14 protein-coding genes are annotated in these 18,523 nt (G+C 65.7%); 10 read left to right on the top strand and 4 right to left on the bottom strand.

The window, feature by feature from the left end:
- The first annotated feature begins 310 nt into the window (after window positions 1-310).
- The 7 genes from OKW26_RS35140 to OKW26_RS35110 all read left to right on the top strand — a co-directional run bounded on the left by OKW26_RS35140 (window position 311) and on the right by OKW26_RS35110 (window position 9,227).
- A complete protein-coding gene (locus OKW26_RS35140; RefSeq protein WP_090805561.1) occupies window positions 311-1,297 on the top strand; it encodes a LacI family DNA-binding transcriptional regulator in 987 nt (328 codons plus the stop codon).
- Window positions 1,294-2,595 (top strand): AGE family epimerase/isomerase, encoded by a 1,302-nt coding sequence (locus OKW26_RS35135; protein ID WP_429356492.1) that lies wholly within the window; start codon window positions 1,294-1,296, stop codon window positions 2,593-2,595. Before OKW26_RS35140 ends, OKW26_RS35135 begins: the two co-directional genes overlap by 4 nt.
- Window positions 2,592-3,500 carry a carbohydrate kinase family protein gene (locus tag OKW26_RS35130; protein WP_184062694.1) on the top strand — a complete coding sequence of 303 codons (909 nt, stop codon included), beginning with the start codon at window positions 2,592-2,594 and terminating at the stop codon, window positions 3,498-3,500. The genes OKW26_RS35135 and OKW26_RS35130 overlap by 4 nt, the downstream gene beginning before the upstream one ends.
- 153 nt (window positions 3,501-3,653) lie before the next feature.
- Window positions 3,654-3,884, top strand: coding sequence for a hypothetical protein (locus OKW26_RS35125; RefSeq protein WP_018419210.1), 231 nt, complete (start codon window positions 3,654-3,656; stop codon window positions 3,882-3,884).
- Window positions 3,885-3,961: 77 nt separating this feature from the next.
- Window positions 3,962-4,207, top strand: coding sequence for a hypothetical protein (locus tag OKW26_RS35120; RefSeq protein ID WP_090802738.1), 246 nt, complete (start codon window positions 3,962-3,964; stop codon window positions 4,205-4,207).
- A gap of 226 nt (window positions 4,208-4,433) precedes the next feature.
- Window positions 4,434-5,396 carry an ion channel gene (locus OKW26_RS35115; RefSeq protein WP_429356491.1) on the top strand — a complete coding sequence of 321 codons (963 nt, stop codon included), beginning with the start codon at window positions 4,434-4,436 and terminating at the stop codon, window positions 5,394-5,396.
- A 243-nt stretch (window positions 5,397-5,639) separates the two neighbouring features.
- Window positions 5,640-9,227 carry an indolepyruvate ferredoxin oxidoreductase family protein gene (locus tag OKW26_RS35110; protein WP_429356490.1) on the top strand — a complete coding sequence of 1,196 codons (3,588 nt, stop codon included), beginning with the start codon at window positions 5,640-5,642 and terminating at the stop codon, window positions 9,225-9,227.
- Between the two features lie 17 nt (window positions 9,228-9,244).
- Here the strand turns inward: OKW26_RS35110 and OKW26_RS35105 are convergent, their stop codons facing one another.
- Both OKW26_RS35105 and OKW26_RS35100 read right to left on the bottom strand, forming a co-directional pair.
- Window positions 9,245-9,961 carry a copper homeostasis protein CutC gene (locus OKW26_RS35105; protein WP_429356489.1) on the bottom strand — a complete coding sequence of 239 codons (717 nt, stop codon included), beginning with the start codon at window positions 9,959-9,961 and terminating at the stop codon, window positions 9,245-9,247.
- 35 nt (window positions 9,962-9,996) lie between these two features.
- Window positions 9,997-11,283, bottom strand: a complete 1,287-nt coding sequence (locus OKW26_RS35100) for an EAL domain-containing protein (RefSeq protein ID WP_090802732.1) — start codon at window positions 11,281-11,283, stop codon at window positions 9,997-9,999.
- 310 nt (window positions 11,284-11,593) lie between these two features.
- Here OKW26_RS35100 and OKW26_RS35095 point away from each other — a divergent pair, with 310 nt between their 5' ends.
- Window positions 11,594-13,249, top strand: coding sequence for a Na+/H+ antiporter (locus OKW26_RS35095; protein ID WP_429356488.1), 1,656 nt, complete (start codon window positions 11,594-11,596; stop codon window positions 13,247-13,249).
- 62 nt (window positions 13,250-13,311) lie between these two features.
- Here OKW26_RS35095 and OKW26_RS35090 read toward each other — a convergent pair whose 3' ends face one another.
- The gene (locus tag OKW26_RS35090; RefSeq protein WP_429356487.1) at window positions 13,312-14,619 is read right to left on the bottom strand and encodes a solute carrier family 23 protein; all 1,308 of its coding nucleotides are present in this window, start codon (window positions 14,617-14,619) and stop codon (window positions 13,312-13,314) included.
- 149 nt (window positions 14,620-14,768) lie between these two features.
- The gene (locus tag OKW26_RS35085; protein WP_429356486.1) at window positions 14,769-16,301 is read right to left on the bottom strand and encodes a sensor domain-containing diguanylate cyclase; all 1,533 of its coding nucleotides are present in this window, start codon (window positions 16,299-16,301) and stop codon (window positions 14,769-14,771) included.
- A gap of 333 nt (window positions 16,302-16,634) precedes the next feature.
- Between OKW26_RS35085 and antA the strand changes: the two genes are divergently transcribed.
- Window positions 16,635-18,026, top strand: coding sequence for an anthranilate 1,2-dioxygenase large subunit (gene antA / locus OKW26_RS35080; RefSeq protein ID WP_429356485.1), 1,392 nt, complete (start codon window positions 16,635-16,637; stop codon window positions 18,024-18,026).
- Complete coding sequence (gene antB / locus OKW26_RS35075; protein WP_184026235.1) at window positions 18,023-18,511, top strand: anthranilate 1,2-dioxygenase small subunit; 489 nt, start codon at window positions 18,023-18,025, stop codon at window positions 18,509-18,511. Before antA ends, antB begins: the two co-directional genes overlap by 4 nt.
- Window positions 18,512-18,523: the final 12 nt, after the last annotated feature.

Raw genomic sequence — 18,523 nt, 5'->3', positions numbered from 1 at the left:
TGTGAAGCAAGCCGCCTTCGGGCGGCTTTTCTTTTGGCTCTTCACTGGCCTTTGTCGTTATTTCACGCGCAAACGCTCTCGCTGTCGCCTCGGCCGGATGGCATAGGACGATTCTCGAACCGTCTCGAAAACAGCGGCCCGCCTGCTGTTTAGGCATTTTTACTAAACAACTTAATTTCCAACAAGTCCATAAAATACGGGTATTTACTGGTGTCATGCTGGCGTTTTGCGAGCGGCTTTATCTGCGTTTTACTATACAATCGCCCGACCTGAACCCGTGCTGCCTCGCCTCGCGCGGCAGCTTCATTCGATGGCCACAACCATCCGCGACGTCGCTCGCGCGGCCAGCGTTTCGATCGGCACCGTGTCGCGCGCGCTCAAGAATCAGCCGGGCCTTTCCGAGGCCACGCGCGAACGCGTCGTCGAAGCGGCGCGCCAGCTCGGCTACGACTCGGCGCAGCTGCGTCCGCGCATCCGCCGGCTAACTTTCCTGCTGCATCGTCAGCACAACAACTTCGCCGCGAGCCCGTTCTTCTCGCACGTGCTGCACGGTGTCGAAGACGCGTGCCGCGAGCGCGGCATCGTGCCGTCGGTGCTGACCGCCGGGCCGACCGAGGACGTGATTCACCAGATGCGCCTGCACGCGCCCGACGCCGTCGCGATCGCCGGCTTCGTCGAGCCCGAAACGCTCGCCACGCTGGTCGCGATGCAACGCCCGCTGGTGCTGATCGATCTATGGTCGCCGGGCTTGCGCTCGGTCAATCTCGACAACGCCGGTGGCGCCACGCTCGCAATGCGCCATCTGTTCGCGCAGCAGCGCAAGCGCGTCGCGTTCATCGGCGGCTCGCTCGCGCACTTCAGCATCGCCGAGCGCGCGCTCGGCTACCGGCGCGCATTCTTCGAAGCGGGGCTGCTGTTCGATCCGTCGCTCGAAGTGAACATCGACGCCGGGCTCGATCCCGACACCGGCGCCGCGCGCGCGATGCAGCGCCTGCTCGACGCGCCGGGCCCGCGCCCCGACGCCGTATTCGCGTTCAACGACGCCGCCGCGCTTGCCGCGCTGCGCGTGTGTCTCGCGCGCGGCTTCAGCGTGCCCGACGACATCGCGATCATCGGTTTCGACGACATCCCCGCCGCCGCCCACGCTACCCCGCCGCTATCGACGATCGCGGTCGACAAGGAAGCGCTCGGCCGACGCGGCGTCGAACTGCTGCTCGAAGACTCGCCCGCCGAACTCGAAGTCCGCTTGCCCGTTCAACTCGTTGCCCGTGCCAGTACTTTGGTGAAAACGCCATGACGCTAACCGATCCGCTTCAACTTTCCAGCGACGCCGCGAAGGCGCCGCCGTTCGCCAGCTTCCGCAAGCGCGAGTTTCTGCTCGCGCACATCGAAGACACGCTGCGCTTCTACGCGCCGAATGTGCTCGACCCGAGCGGCGGCTTCTACCACTTCTTGCGCGACGACGGTTCGATCTACAACCGCACCACGCGCCACCTGGTCAGCAGTTGCCGCTACGTGTTCAACTACGCGATGGCGTACCGGCAGTTCGGCGACCCGAAGCACCTCGAATACACGCGCCACGGCCTGCGCTTTCTGCGCGACGCGCACTGGGACTCGCAGCACGAGGGCTACGACTGGGAAATCGAATGGCGCGACGGCAAACAGCGCACGCTCGACGCGACGCGCCACTGCTACGGCCTCGCGTTCGTGCTGCTCGCGTACTCGCACGCGGCGATGGCCGGCATCGAGGAAGCGAAGCCGATGATCGGCGCGACCTTCGAGCTGATGGAGCACCGCTTCTGGGACGCCGCCGCCGGCCTCTATGCCGACGACGCGTCGGCCGACTGGCGTGTCAGCACGTATCGCGGGCAGAACGCGAACATGCATACCACCGAGGCGCTGCTCGCCGCGCACGAAGCGACCGGTCATCTGGTGTATCTCGATCGCGCCGAGCGCGTGGCGTCGAATATCACGCTGCGCCAGGCGAAGCTGTCGCAAGGACTCGTGTGGGAGCACTTTCACGCGGACTGGTCGGTCGACTGGCATTACAACGAGGAAGACAGCTCGAACATCTTCCGTCCGTGGGGCTTTCAGCCCGGTCATCAGACCGAATGGGCGAAGCTGCTGCTGATTCTCGAACGCTTCCGTCCGCTGCCGTGGCTGCTGCCGCGCGCGATCGAACTGTTCGACGCCGCGATGACGCACGCGTGGGACGAAGACCACGGCGGCCTCTATTACGGCTTCGGCCCCGACGGCACCGTGTGCGATCACGACAAGTACTTCTGGGTGCAGGCCGAAACGTTCGCGACCGCCGCGCTGCTCGGCAAGCGCACCGGCAACGAGCGCTTCTGGGACTGGTACGACGAGATCTGGCGCTATAGCTGGACGCACTTCGTGGACCACAAGTACGGCGCCTGGTATCGCATCCTCACCTGCGACAACCGCAAGTACAGCGACGAAAAGAGCCCGGCCGGCAAGACCGACTATCACACGATGGGCGCGTGCTACGAAGTGCTCGCCCATGCGCTCGGCGAAAACGCTGCGGCTGAATCAGCCGCTCCCGCCGCAGCGGCTTCCACGGAGAAAGCACAATGAGCGCGACGACCAACCTCCCCGTTTTCGTATCCGCCGGCGACATCCTGACCGATCTCGTGCGCACCGGCGCATCGCACTGGCTGTCGCGTCCGGGCGGCGCGGGCTGGAACGCCGCGCGCTGCGTCGCGCGGCTCGGCCTGCCGACCGCGTGCGCGGGCTCGCTCGGCGTCGATAACTTTTCCGACGAGCTGTGGGACGCGAGCGTCGCGGCCGGCCTCGACATGCGCTTCCTGCAGCGCGTCGAGCGTCCGCCGCTGCTCGCGATCGTGCATCAGACGCATCCGCCCGCGTACTTCTTCATGGGCGAGAACGGCGCCGACCTCGCGTTCGAGCCGGCGAAGCTGCCCGCCGGTTGGATGAACGCGGTGAAGTGGGCGCACTTCGGCTGCATCAGCCTCGTGCGTCAGCCGCTCGGCGACACACTGGCGAAACTCGCCGCCGAGTTGCGTTCGCACGGCGTGAAGATCAGCTTCGATCCGAACTATCGCAACCTGATGGAGCACGGCTACGAGCCGACGCTGCGCAAGATGGCGGCGCTCGCGGATCTGATCAAGGTATCGGACGAAGATCTGCGCATGATCTTCAAGACCAGCGACGAAGCCGCCGCGCTCGCGCAATTGCGCGCGATGAATCCCGCCGCCACCGTGCTCGTCACGCGCGGCCCCGAAGCGGCGATGCTGCTCGACGGCGCCGCGGTGATCGAGGCGAAGCCGCCGCGCGTCGAAGTGGTCGATACGGTCGGCGCGGGTGATGCGTCGATCGGCGGTCTGCTGTTCAGCCTGATGAGCGCGCCGCAACGCGGGTGGCCCGAGCATCTCGCATTCGCGCTCGCGGCCGGCGCGGCGGCTTGCGGGCACGCCGGCGCGCACGCGCCGACGCTCGACGAGGTGGTCGCGCTGCTATAAAACGCGACGCTGTAATTCTGCTGCCCTGGGGCGCGCGTAGCGTAACGGATGTCGAGCACGTCGCGCGGCGCGAAGCTGCCCCGGGCGGGAACCGATCCCGCCACGCCGTGCTAGGATGAAAACATCGAAACCTTTGCGAAAAGGAGCGAGGCCATGGAGGACGTCACCTACACCAAAGGGCTGTACACGGCCACCGCGTCGATAAGAGAAGTCGCACATGACGCCTGGCAAGGTGTCGTCACCCTCGCGCGCGACGAAGGCGAACCCAGCGCCGATCAGGAAACCACGCTCTACGAAGTCGACTCGACCTCGTCGACGCCGGGAGAAGCGCTCGAAGAAGCCAAAGCGCTCGCACATCGTATCCTCGGGGAAATCGAACTGTAGGCCGAACCAAGGGGCAGCGCGTCGCGCGTCCTCGCGCATCGGCGCGCCGCTGCCGGATCGGCCGGCTGGAGGCGATCATGGCTGAACAGCTGTTCCAATATGGCGTGTATTCGATTCACGTTCGTCCGCTCGAACTCAGTGGCGCGCGCTGGGACGCGGAATACGAAATCCGTCATCGCGAGAAGGCCGTCAAGGCGTGGACCACGGTCGGCGGCGACGCGGGTTATGCCGAGCAGGCCGAAGCGGTGGAAAGTGCGCATCGGCAGGCGGTCGACGATATCGAGCATGGCGCGGGAATTCCGAAGCCGCGCGTGTTTCCGTGACGGCGGTTGGGTGGGTGTGGTGCGCGGCGGCGTCCGACCCGCACGCCGCGCGTGATGCGACCTGACCCAGCCTGAATTCCGGGACGCGCCCGGAAGCATTTCAACGACGGCATCGCGCAACCTCGCACCCTGGCGATACATCGCGCCGCGCTGCCTTCGCACCGCGCGGAAACTCGCGCAGCGCGCCATGCTACGCTGTCCACGTCTTCATTCCCACGAGCGCGTGATGGCAAGCGAACCGTCAGACCGTTTTTCCACGCTCGGCGACACCGACGCGAGGCGCCGCGCGCACGGCAGTCGCGAAATGCGTCTCGACGATCGCGTGGTGATCGCGCACGGCATGCCGACGCCGCTGTGGCAAGACCTGTATCACCGCGCGCTCGGCGTGCGCTGGCCGGGGTTCTTCGTGTCGCTCGCGCTGCTGTTCCTGCTGCTCAACATCGTGTTCGCCACGCTCTACATGCTCGGCGACGCTCCGATCGCGAATCAGTTTCCGAAGGGCTTCGGCGGTGCGTTCTTCTTTAGCGTCGAAACCCTCGCGACGGTCGGCTACGGCGACATGCATCCGCAAACCGTCTACGCGCACTGGATCGCGACGCTCGAAATCTTCATCGGCATGTCGAGCATCGCGTTGGCGACCGGACTGATCTTCGCGCGCTTTTCGCGGCCGCACGCGAAGATCATGTTCGCGCGCTACGCGGTGATCCGGCCGATCGACGGCCGCATGACGTTGATGGTGCGCTCGGCCAACGCGCGTCAGAACGTGATCGCCGAGGCACGCGCGCGGCTGCGCATCATGCGTCTGGAGACCTCGATCGAAGGCTTTACGCTGCGCAAGCTCTACGACCTCGCGCTGGTGCGCGACCAGCACCCGGTCTTCAAGCTCGGCTGGACGCTGATGCACATCATCGACGAAGCGAGCCCGCTGTTCGGCGAAAACGCCGAATCGTTGAAAGGCCGCGACGTTTCGCTGCTGCTCACGCTCGAAGGCATCGACGAATCGACGTCGCAAACCATGCAGGCGCGCCACATGTGGACCTGCGACCAGATCGTCTGGCAGCACCGGTTCGTCGACATCATGAGTGAGCGCGACGGCGTGAGCCACATCGACTACGCGCACTTCGACGAAATCGTGCCGCTCGATGCGGCACCGCTCCAGCCGGACATCGCGGCGAACACGGCGCAATAGCAATAGCCATCGTCCCATTCGCCGCCTCACGATACCCCAGGGCATACCCGAAGCGCGCCGCCGCGTGGCAAATCCGGCTCAAAAGCGGGCCGAAACGCGCGACTCGTCGCGCCCATTCGCGCACGCCCGATTAAAGAAGAAATAATTCACTCTCGCGAGCGCTAAAAAATAGAGTCTCTTTCGCTGCGCGGCATCCGTGACCCCACCGCCCGCGCGCGAAGCCAGAACCTTGGAGACTCCCCCATGACCGCTCGCCTGCCCATCGACGGCACGCCCGCACTCGCCGACTACAAGCTTTCCGACAATCTCACCGCGACGCGCGGCCGGATCTTTCTGACCGGCACGCAGGCGCTCGTGCGCCTCGCGCTGATGCAGCGCACGCTCGACAAGACCCGCAACCTGAACACGGCCGGTTTCATCAGCGGCTATCGCGGCTCGCCGCTCGGCATGGTCGATCAGCAGTTGTGGAAGGCGAAAAAACTGCTCGCCGCGAGCGACATCCGCTTTCTGCCCGCGATCAACGAAGAACTCGGCGGCACCGCCGTGCTCGGCACGCAGCGCGTCGAAGCCGATCCCGAGCGCACCGTCGATGGCGTATTCGCGATGTGGTACGGCAAAGGCCCGGGCGTCGACCGCGCGGGCGATGCCTTGAAGCACGGCAACGCGTACGGCTCGTCGCCGCACGGCGGCGTGCTGGTGGTCGCGGGCGACGATCACGGCTGCGTGTCGTCGTCGATGCCGCATCAGAGCGACTTCGCGTTGATCGGCTGGCACATGCCGGTCGTGAATCCGTCGAACATCGCGGACATGCTCGAATTCGGCCTGTATGGCTGGGCGTTGTCGCGCTTCTCCGGTGCGTGGGTCGGCTACAAGGCCATTTCGGAGACCGTCGAATCGGGCTCGACCGTCGATCTCGACGCGCTGCAAACCGAATGGACACCGCCACCGGAATTCGAAGCACCAGCCGGAGGCCTGCACAACCGCTGGCCCGATCTGCCGAGCCTGACGATCGAAGCGCGTCTGCATGCGAAGCTCGACGCGGTGCGCCAGTTTGCGCGCATGAACAGCATCGACAAATGGATCGCGCCGAGCCCGCACGCCAATGTCGGCATCGTCACCTGCGGCAAGGCGCATCTCGATCTGATGGAAGCGCTGCGCCGGCTCGATCTGACGGTCGCCGATCTCGACGCGGCCGGCGTGCGCATCTACAAGGTCGGGCTGTCGTTTCCGCTGGAGATGACGCGCATCGACGCGTTCGTGTCGGGTCTGTCCGAAGTGCTCGTGATCGAAGAGAAAGGCCCGGTCATCGAGCAACAGATCAAGGACTATCTGTACAACCGCACACAAGGCACACGGCCGGTCGTGATCGGCAAGCACGCCGAAGACGGCACGTTGCTGCTGTCGTCGCTCGGCGAATTGCGGCCGTCGCGCATTCTCCCGGTGTTCGCGAACTGGCTCGCGAAGCACAAGCCGGCGCTCGATCGCCGTGAACGCGTCGTCGATCTGGTCGCGCCGCAGATCCTGTCGAACGCGGCGGACAGCGTGAAGCGCACGCCGTACTTCTGCTCCGGCTGCCCGCACAACACGTCGACGAAAGTGCCGGACGGCTCGATCGCGCAGGCGGGCATCGGCTGTCATTTCATGGCGTCGTGGATGGAGCGCGACACGACCGGGCTGATTCAGATGGGCGGCGAAGGCGTCGACTGGGCCGCGCATTCGATGTTCACGAAAACCCGCCACGTATTCCAGAATCTCGGCGACGGCACCTACTTTCACTCCGGCATTCTCGCGATCCGCCAGGCGGTCGCCGCGAACGCGACGATCACCTACAAGATCCTCTATAACGACGCGGTCGCGATGACGGGCGGCCAGCCGGTCGACGGCAGCATCTCGGTGCCGCAGATCGCGCGACAGGTCGAAGCCGAGGGCGTGTCGCGCTTCGTCGTGGTCAGCGACGAGCCGGAGAAATACGACGGTCATCACGGCCAGTTTCCGCAGGGCACGACGTTTCACCATCGCAGCGAGATGGACGCGGTGCAGCGCCAGTTGCGCGACACCGACGGCGTGACCGTGCTGATCTACGACCAGACCTGTGCGGCCGAAAAACGCCGGCGCCGCAAGAAGGGCGAATTCCCCGACCCGAACAAACGGCTCTTCATCAACGAGGAAGTCTGCGAAGGCTGCGGCGATTGCGGCGTGCAGTCGAACTGTTTGTCGGTGGAACCGGTGGAAACCGCGCTCGGTCGCAAGCGCCGCATCGATCAGTCGTCGTGCAACAAGGACTACTCGTGCGTGAACGGCTTTTGCCCGAGCTTCGTCACCATCGAAGGCGGTACGCTGAAAAAAGCCGCGGGCGACGCGTTCGATCCGCAGGCGCTCGCCACGCACGTCGACGCGTTGCCGATGCCCGCGACGCAACTCGATGCCGCGCCGTACGACATCCTCATCACGGGTGTCGGCGGTACCGGCGTCGTGACGGTCGGCGCCTTGATCAGCATGGCCGCGCACCTCGAAGGCAAGAGCGCGTCGGTGCTCGACTTCATGGGCTTCGCGCAGAAGGGCGGCGCGGTGTTGTCGTTCGTGCGCTTTGCCGCCCGCGACGAATGGCTGAACCAGGTCCGCATCGACACGCAGCAGGCCGACGTGCTGCTCGCCTGTGACATGGTGGTCGGCGCGAGTGCCGATGCACTGCAGACGGTGCGACATGGCCGCACGCGCATCGTCGTCAACACGCATGCGATTCCGAACGCGAGCTTCGTGCAGAACCCGGATGCGACGCTGCATGCCGACGCGCTGATCGACAAGATGCGTCACGCGGCCGGCGAAGAGCGTATGTCGACGTGCGACGCGCAAGCGCTCGCAACGCGTTTTCTCGGCGATACGATCGGCGCGAACATTCTGATGCTCGGTTTCGCGTGGCAGCTCGGTCTCGTGCCGGTGTCGTTCGCCGCGATGATGCGCGCGATCGAACTGAACAACGTCGCCGTGCAGATGAACCAGCTCGCGTTCTCGATCGGGCGCATGGCCGCGGCTGATCCCGCCGCGCTCGAATCGCTGTGGCAGTCGCGTCATGCACCGAAGCCGAGCGTGCGGGTCGATACGCTCGACGAGCTGATCGCCCATCGCGAAGCACGGCTGCTCGCGTATGGCGGCGCGGCTTATGTGAAGCGGTATCGCTCGCTCGTCGATGCGGCACGGCGCGCGGAAACCGCCGTCGATGCGGCGAGCGAGCGCGTGACGCGCGCGGTCGCGAGCACGTTCTACCGGCTGCTCGCGGTAAAGGATGAATACGAAGTTGCGCGTCTGCATACGGATGCCGCTTTCCGCGATGCGCTCGAAGCGCAGTTCGAGGGCGTCGCCGGCAAGGACTTCACGATCCGCTTCAACCTCGCGCCGCCGACGCTCACGCGTGCGCAGCCCGGCGCCGTGCCGACGAAGAAAACCTATGGTCAGTGGATGTGGCCCGTGCTCGGCCTGCTCGCGAAATGGCGCGGTCTGCGCGGCTCTGCGCTCGATCCGTTCGGCCGCACGCTCGAGCGCAAGATGGAGCGCGAGCTCGCGAGCGATTACGAAGCCACGCTGCACCGTGCGCTAGCGAAACTCGACGCGAGCCATTTCGACGACGTCGCGAAACTCGCTGAACTGCATGCGCGCGTGCGCGGGTATGGGCACGTGAAGCTGGCGAATCTGGCGGGGGTCAAGCGTGGTGAGCGTGACCTCGCCGCGCGCCTCGGCATCGATGCGGCGACGGGTGTCGCGGTGAAGAAGTCGCTCGAGGAGATGAAGGGCGCCGGGCAATTGCGCGGCATTCCGGTGGTGGTCGCGAAGTAAGTGGTTAGTTGCGCTGCTCACCGTTGCATTGCGTCGAGCAGCGCCCTCACCTGCATCACCTTCGCGGGATCGACTGGCGCGAGTCCGTTGCCGTTCACGCGCACGCCGGAGCCGAAATGCACGGCCTCGACGTGCGTTTTGCTCACGAACTCCGCGACCGCATCGACCGTCAAGCCGGCACCGGCGAGCACCGTGCAATGCGAGCCGGCAGCCTGCCGCAGCAGTTCGCCGATCGTCGCTTGCGCCCGCAGCACCGACGGCTGTCCGCCCGACGTCAGCACATTCGTCACCGCCTCGAAACCGAGCAATACGTCGAGCGCTTCGCGCAGATCGCGCGCCTCGTCGAACGCGCGATGGAACGTGATCGCGAGTCCATCGGCAGCTTCGCACGCGCGCGCGAGACCTTCGCGGTCGATCGCCCGCCCCGCATCGAGCATGCCGATCACGATGCCGTTCGCGCCGGCCGCCTTGGCGGCCCGGATGTCGCGCAGCATCACCGCGTAGTCGTCGGTGTCGTAGACGAACGCGCGGCTATGCGGCCGCACGATCACGTTCACGGGGACGCCGGCTGCCCGGACGCCGACCGCTGAAACCACCGCCTCGATCAACCCCACACTCGGCGTCAATCCGCCCTCGCCCATCGCGGTCACGAGTTCGAGACGGTCGGCACCGGCCTGCGCGGCAGCGCGCGCATCGGCGACGGTCGTGGCAATCACTTCGAGCAGCACGGACATGAGCGCAACCTGGTGTCGTTGAAAACGGCATCATGTCAGATGCGCGCGTCGCGTTCGTCTTCGACCCAGTCGATATCGCCGCACAGCACGCAAGTCTCGCTGCCGACGCGCGTCGCCACCGACAGCGTCACGCACGGCAACGCCTCGTTGATCGACAGATACGGCCGCGTCACGTGCACCCGCTCCGGCGCATTGATCGCGACGCTGAAATACGGACGACGCAGCCAGTTCGCGCCCTGCGCGTCGGCCAGCGGCAGAAAGCGCGTTTCGTGCGCCGCGCGATCGGCGCGCAGCACGACGTTGCGGCCGGCCTGGCGCCCCTTCGCGTCGAGCAGAAAACAGCGCGCCACGTGATCGAGCGCGAGGAAATTCCAGCACACCTCGTCGAGCGGCTCACCGGCGGCGAGACGCTCCGCGGCGCGCTCGAACGCGCGCAGATACGGCGCGAGGCGACTCGCGCTGCGCCGCTCGCGTGCCTCGGCCTGCTCACGATAACGCTCGGTGACTTCGCCGATGCAAACCGCCGCGTGGATCGGATCGGCAACACCCGGATTCGGCCGCCCAAAGAAAAAGCCCTGCACGAAGTCGGCATTGCAGGCGAGCGCCATCTGCGCTTCGTGCTCGGTTTCGATGCCCTCGATCAGCACGAGCTTGCCCGCTTCATGCAGCATCGCCACGAGCCCCGGCAGGATCGTCGCCATGTCGGCGCGATGCGCGGCATGCGACAGCATGACGCGGTCGAGCTTCACGATGTCGGGATTCAGTTGCCAGATCCGCTCGATGTTCGAATGGCCGGCGCCGAAATCATCGAGCGCGATCAGGAAGCCGCGCTCGCGAAACTCGCGCACCGCGTCGGCGAGTCGATCGAGATCTTCGGCGCTCTGCTCGAGCACTTCGAGCACGACGCGCCGCGGCGACAGATCGAGCCGCCGCAGATTGGCGAGCAAAGCGGCCGCGAGATACGGGTCGGTCAGCACGCCCGGGTGCACGTTCAGGAACAACCATTCGCGCTCGGCGCCGAGCACCTTGAAGTTCTCCAGATGCAGCGTCTGCGCCAGCCGGTCGATCTGCAGCGCGTCGCCGAGGCGCGCGGCCTCGCCGAACACATCGAGCGGCGACACCGCGCGATCGAGCGCGTCGTGCGCGCGCAGCAAGCCCTCATAGCCGACCGCGCGCAGGTGCGACAGACTGAAAATCGGCTGGAACACGCTGGTAAGCGTCAGTTCGCCGTGCTGCACCGAATAGCGTTGAAGGCCCGAGCTCACCTCGACCTCGAAGCCGTGCGGCACGCTCGCCGCCCTGTCCTGTTGCGCAATCGTCATGCAATCCTCTCACGCGAGAGCCGGCCGGTCCGAACGCGACCGGCAACGAACTCTCAAAATGTGCGTCATCGTTACCGGTTAAGCAAGGTCCATGCGCACGCTGGCGCACACTGCGCTATAACTCGCTCGAAAGATTGCACCGGCGACAGCGCCCGTGCGCCGCCCGTGGGCGTCGCGCGCACCGTCGCGGTGCACGGATTCGCAGGCCACGTCGCGGCGAAGCTCGCGGCAACCGCGCGCGCCGCCGGGCTACACTCGACCCTGCGCATGGGGCCCTCTCCCGGGACACCCCTCATCCCCGAAACACACGATGGAAATTGTCTTTACCGTCCTGATCCTGCTACTCGCCGTCGCCGCGTCCGGCATGCTGACCCGCGCGCTGCCGTTCAAGCTGCCGCTGCCGCTCGTGCAGATCGCGATCGGCGCGATGCTCGCGTGGCCGCGCCTCGAATTGCACGTCGCGTTCGATCCGGAAATCTTCATGCTGCTGTTCATTCCGCCGCTGCTGTTCGCGGACGGCTGGCGCATCCCGAAGCGCGAGTTCTTCATGGCGCGCCGCGCGATCCTGATGCTCGCGCTAGGCCTCGTGTTCATGACGGTGCTGGTGGTCGGTCACTTCGTGCACGCGCTGGTGCCGCAGATCTCGCTGCCGGTCGCATTCGCGCTCGCCGCCGTGTTGTCGCCGACCGACGCGGTCGCGCTGTCCGGCATCGCCGGTAAGGGCAAGATTCCGGTGCAACTGATGCATATCCTCGAAGGCGAGGCGCTGATGAACGATGCGTCAGGCCTCGTCGCGCTGAAGTTCGCGATCGCCGCCGCGCTGACCGGCGCGTTCTCGCTGCGTGAAGCGTCGGTGAGCTTCGTGATCATCGCGGTGGGCGGCCTTGCGGTCGGCGCGGCGGTGAGCGCGGTGTTCAGCTTCGTGTCCGCGCGCTTCCTGAATCTCACCGAAGAAGGCGATCCCGCGCCGGGCGTCGTGATGACCCTGCTGATCCCGTTCGCCGCCTATCTGACCGCCGAGCGCTTCGAGCTGTCGGGCGTTCTCGCCGCGGTCTCCGCCGGCATGATGATGAACTACGCGAGCATCACGGAAAAATGGCAGGTCGCCTCGCGCGTGCGGGCCTCGAGCACGTGGACGATGATCGAGTTCGTGTTCAACGGCATGGTGTTCATCATGCTCGGCCTGCAGTTTCCGCACATCCTCGGCCGCGCGCTGCTCGACGCGCACGAAACCAACGACGCGCAGGTCGCGCTGCTGATCGGCTATATCGTTGCGGTGGCGCTCGCGCTGTACGCGATGCGCTTCGCGTGGGTGTGGCTGCTGCGCTGGTTCGCGAGCCGCGGCGCGACGAAGCACGGCGTCGCGAACGCAGTGCCCGGGTTGCGCATGGTGTCGGTGACGACGGTGGCCGGCGTGCGCGGCGCGGTGACGCTCGCGGGCGTGCTGTCGCTGCCGGAGGTGCTGCCGAACGGCACGCCGCTGCCGGGACGCGATCTCGCGATCTTCATCGCGTCGGGGGTGATCCTGGTGTCGCTGCTGGTGGCGGTGGCCGCGTTGCCGCTGCTGCTGCGCGGCTGGCGGCGCGGCAAGGACCCGCATGCCGCCGAGGAAGCACTCGCGCGTACGCTCGCCGCGCAGTCGGCGATTCGCGCGGTCGATCATCTGCACGACACGGAATGCGCGGACCTCGAGGAATCGGCTCAGGCGTATGCGACCGATGTAACCGCGCGGGTGATGGACCTGTACCGCCGCCGCCTCGCGACGCTCGACGACGAACAGGCGCCACGCGAACTCGCGCGCCGTGCCGATGCGCTCGAATTCCGCATGAAGCTCGCGGCGATGCGCGCCGAGCGCAAGACGCTGCTCGACCTGCGCGACACCCAGCGCATCAACGACGAGACGCTGTACAAGCTGATGCGCGAGGTGGATCTTTCGGAGACGGCGCTGACCGCGCGCAAAAGGTAGGAGTTGGCTGCCGCATCGGCGTCGGCACCGGCGCTTGCAATGCCAGTGCCGATAAAAGACGCTCAGGCCACCGGCCCTTGCGTCGGCTTTCTTCTCAGCAGCGCGTACAGGATGATCGCGCCGAACGTCGCGGTGCCGATGCCACCGAGCCCGAAGCTGCCGAGCTTCAGCGAGAAGTCGCCGGCGCCGAGCACGAGCGTGACGGCCGCGACGATCAGATTGCGGTTGTCGGAGAAGTCGACCTTGTTGACGACCCAGATGCGCGCGCCCGTCACCGCGATCAGCCCGAATACGACGATCGACACACCGCCCAGCACCGGTCCCGGAATCGTCTGGATCACCGCGCCGAACTTCGGCGAGAAGCCGAGCACGAGGGCGATCAACGCGGCGATCACGAACACCAGCGTCGAATAGATCTTCGTGACCGCCATCACGCCGATGTTCTCCGCGTACGTGGTCACGCCGGTACCGCCCGCGAAGCCGGACACGATCGTCGCGAGCGCATCGCCGAGAAACGCGCGGCCGATATAGCGGTCGAGGTTCTGGCCCGTCATCGCGCTGACGGCCTTGATGTGGCCGAGGTTTTCGGCGACGAGGATCACCGCGATCGGCGCGAGCAGCGTCATCGCGTGCGGGTCGAACACCGGCGACATGAAGTGCGGCATGCCGAACCACGCGGCGTTCGCGACGATCGAGAAATCGATCGGCTTGCCCATGCCGAGGCCGTTCGTGACGATCGCGTAAATGACGTAGGCGAGCAGCAGGCCGACCAGGATCAGCAAACGCTGGAGCATGCCGCGCGTGAACACCGCGACCGCGCCGACGCACAGCACCGTGACGAGCGCCATCCACGACTCGAAATTGCTGCCGCTCACGCCATGCACGGCGATCGGCGCGAGGTTCAGACCGATCACGCAGACGATCGCGCCGGTCACGACCGGCGGCATCAGCGTTTCGATCCAGCCCGTGCCGACCGTCGCCACGATCAGACCGATCACCCCGTACGCGACGCCGCACGCGATGATGCCGCCCAACGCGACCGCAATATTCGGGTTCGCGCCGTGTCCGCCGTAGCCGGTCACCGCGATCACGAGGCCGATGAACGCAAAGCTCGAACCGAGATAGCTCGGCACGCGCCCGCCGACGAGCACGAAGAACAGCAGCGTGCCGATCCCCGACATGAAGATGGCCAGGTTCGGATCGAAGCCCATCAGCAGCGGCGCAAGCACGGTCGAGCCGAACATCGCGACGACGTGCTGAACGCCCATCGCGAACATCTGCGGCCACCCGAGCCGTTCGTCGATGCCGACGATGCTGCCTTCGGCGCCGGCAGGCTGGCGGCGCCAGCGGGGGAAATAGGATGCGGCCATCGCGGGGATTCTCCTCAGGGTCGGCGTGGTGTGTGCCGATCACGCGCTGCGGCGTGGGTCCGGCAAAAGTTACGCGCGAGTTTACGGAGAGCAATAAGGGCTGGCAAGCGGGCCGACGAGTGGCTCGGGAAACGAGCCCTGGAAGCGCGTCAATTCGCCCGGCGCGGGTCGGGGTCCGGCGTCACCGCGGCGCCGTCCCGCGCGGAGTGGTCCGTCGGCGCGCCGTACAGCATCACCCGATTGCGGCCGGCATCCTTCGCGCGATACAGCGCTTCGTCGGCGGCGTCGACTAGCGCGCGGCTCGTCGCGAGCGCCGCGCCCTGCGCGGTCGCAGCGCCTGCGCTCACCGTCAGCACGTGATGCGTGCTGGCCACATGGCGGCATTGCAGCGCCTGCACCGCCGCGCGCATCTGCTCGGCGATCCGCTGCGCGCCCGTCGCGCCGGTGTCCGGCAGCAGCACCGCGAACTCCTCGCCGCCGAAGCGCGCGGCCGTATCGCCCGGACGTCGCGCGTTCTGCGCGATACAGCGCGCGACGCCGATCAGCGCTTCGTCGCCGGCCGAATGACCGTAAAGGTCGTTGAAGCCCTTGAAGTTGTCGACATCGATCAGTAGCAGCGACAGCGGCCGGCCGGTGCGCTGCGCGCGTCGCCATTCGTCGTTCACGTGCTCCTCGAAGGCGCGGCGGTTGTTCAGGCCGGTCAGCCCGTCCGTGCGCGCCAGTTCGCGCAACTCTTCCTCGGCCGCGCGGCGCAGACGCAACTGGCGTGAGAACAGGATCGCGAGCGCGATGATCGTCACGTCGAGCGCGCCGATCAGCGTGCCGATGATCCATGCGCGCCGCCGCCACTCGACGTAGATGTCGCGCGTCGAGAGCGCGACGTCGAGGATCAGCGGAAAGCCGTCGATATGGCGGAACGCATACCAGCGCTCGACGCGATCGATCGCCGCCGTGCCGAAGAAGTCGCCGCTCGGATGCTTGACGAAGCGCGAGAAGTTGGCCGTGCCGGTCAGGTTGATGCCGATCGTTTTCGAATCGTAAGGACGGCGCATCAACATCGTGCCGTCGCTGAGCATCAATGCCATCGAGCCGCTCGGCCCGAGCTTCATGCCGTCGAACAGCCGATGGAAATACGTGAGGCGCAGCGTGCCGACCACCACGCCGCCGAAGCTGCCGTCCGGCCTCGAGATGCGCCGGCTCAGCGCGATGCGCAGGTCGTCGGCGGTGCCGCTCGGGCTGAACGGATGGCTGATGTACAGGCCGACGTCGGGTGAAGCGCGCTGCGCCTTGAAGTAGTCGCGGTCCGCATGGTTACTTGCGCGCGGCGGCCACGCGCTTGAATCGAAGCGCACGTTGCCGTTCTCGTCGAGCACGAATACCGAGCCCATGTCCTTTGCGCTGATCGAGCCGTCGAACAGCACCATCTGGCGGATCTCCGGCGGCAGATCGAGCACGCCCGGCTGCTTCAGTCCGTCGATCACCGCGCGCAGCGACAGGTCGTAGATCTCGAGATTGCGCGACACGTCGCGCTGGACCAGCAGGGATATGTTGGCGATGGAGTCCTGCGCGCGCCGCAACGCATCGTCGCGCATCTGTGCGAGCAGCGACACGGCGATCGCGAGGATCGCGCCAGCCAGTAAGACACTGATCGCAATCACGTTGTTCGGTCGGCGCGTCACCATGCGTTTTTGGTTCTGACATGCGCTGAACGTCGCGCGTGAAGAAGCGGCCGCGTCTCGGCAATCACCGTCAAAAACGCGACCTACGAAAACGTGAGCGTAGCAGACATGGCGCGCAGGCAAACGTTTGCGTAGCCGGGTGTTTGCCCGCATGCACCGGAACGGCACGCCAGAAGTCCCGTCCGGCGGGGGTTGCGCCCGATCGCCAGATTATCCAGGCGCCGTCCAAATATTCGGATAGCAAATGCGAATTGGCTGGATAGTTGGCCTCGCCACTTGGGTATTCAATCGAGCCTGTCACGTTCAAACGATTGGACACAAGGAGAGAGAGACATCATGAGCGAGAAGCGCAGCGCCTCGGAATGGCGCGAATTCGTCAGCGGCTGTCTGGACTTCCGCCCCGCGGAAGGCGTGTACCGGATTGCCCGCGAAATGTTCACGGAGCCCGAGCTGTTCTCGCTCGAGATGGAGCACATCTTCGAGAAGGCCTGGATCTATGCGTGCCACGAAAGCGAGATCCCCAACAAGAACGATTTCCTGACGATGCGCGCGGGCCGCCAGCCGCTGATCATCTCGCGCGACGGCGCCGGCAACCTGAACGCGATGATCAACGCGTGCCAGCACCGCGGTGCGACGCTCACGCGTATGACCAAGGGCAACCAGTCGACCTTCACGTGCCCGTTCCATGCATGGTGCTACAAGAACGACGGCCGGCTCGTGAAGGTGAAGGCGCCGGGCGAATACCGCGACGACTTCGACAAGTCGGTGCGCGGCCTGAAGAAAGCGCGCATCGCGAGCTACAAGGGCTTCGTGTTCGTGAGCCTCGACGTCGACGGCATCGACACGCTCGAAGACTATCTCGGCGACGCGCGCATCTTCTTCGACATGATGGTCGCGCAGTCGCCGACCGGCGAGCTCGAAGTGCTGCCCGGCAAGTCGACCTACACGTTCGACGGCAACTGGAAGCTGCAGAACGAGAACGGTCTCGACGGCTATCACGTGAGCACCGTGCACTACAACTACGTGGCGACCGTGCAGCACCGCATCGAGGCGAATGCGAAGAAAGGGGATAACCCCGGCGGCACGCTCGACTACAGCAAGCTCGGCGCCGGCGACAGCGAAACCGACGACGGCTGGTTCGCGTTCAGGAATGGCCACAGCGTGCTGTTCAGCGACATGCCGAATCCGCAAGTGCGTCCCGGCTACGAGAGCGTGATGCCGCGGCTCGTCGAAGCCTATGGCCACGACAAGGCCGAATGGATGATGCACCGGCTGCGCAATCTGAATGTCTACCCGAGCCTGTTCTTCATGGACCAGATCAGCTCGCAGCTGCGCATCGTGCGGCCGGTCGCGTGGAACAGGACCGAGGTCATCAGCCAGTGCATCGGCGTGAAGGGCGAGTCGGCGAAGGATCGCGAGAACCGCATTCGTCAGTTCGAAGACTTCTTCAACGTGTCCGGCATGGGCACGCCCGACGATCTCGTCGAGTTCCGCGAGCAGCAGCGCGGCTTCCAGGCGCGCCTCGAACGCTGGAGCGACATCTCGCGTGGGCATCACAAGTGGGCCAGCGGCGCGACCGCGAACACCACGCTGCTCGGCATCGAGCCGAATCTGACCGGCACCGAGCTGACCCACGAAGGGCTTTACGTGAACCAGCACGGCATCTGGCGCGACACGATCCTCAAGGGTCTCGACAAATCCATCGAATCGCAGGGAGAGCAGGCATGAGCCAACTCCAACACTCCGTCGAGCAGTTTCTGTATCTGAAGGCCGATCTGTGCGACAAACAGCAATGGGACGAATACCTCGATTTATTCGATCCGCAGAGCGTGTTTCATGTGCCGCAGTGGGATTCCGAGCACGTGTATACGACCGATCCGAAGCAGGGCATGTCGCTGATTTACTACTCGGATCGCGCCGGTCTCGAAGACCGCGTGTTTCGGCTGCGCACCGGCAAGTCGGCCGCGTCGACGCCGCTGCCGCGCACGATGCATCAGATCAGCAACGTGCGTCTGAGCGAGCGCGAAGATTCGAGCGTCGAAGCGAACGTGAACTGGTCGACGCTGTACACGCGTCACGGCTCGACCGACTACTTCTACGGCCGCGCGGTGTACGACCTGCAAGCGTCGGGCGATAGCTGGAAGATCAAGCGCAAGCACGTGCTGCTGCTGAACGACCACATCAACGCGGTGCTGGATTTCTACCATCTGTGAGCCGGGAGCACG

Origin of the sequence: Paraburkholderia sp. 32 (assembly GCF_050435345.1) — a bacterium.
GTDB lineage: Bacteria > Pseudomonadota > Gammaproteobacteria > Burkholderiales > Burkholderiaceae > Paraburkholderia > Paraburkholderia tuberum.
This window is presented reverse-complemented; position numbering and strand designations above follow the sequence as displayed.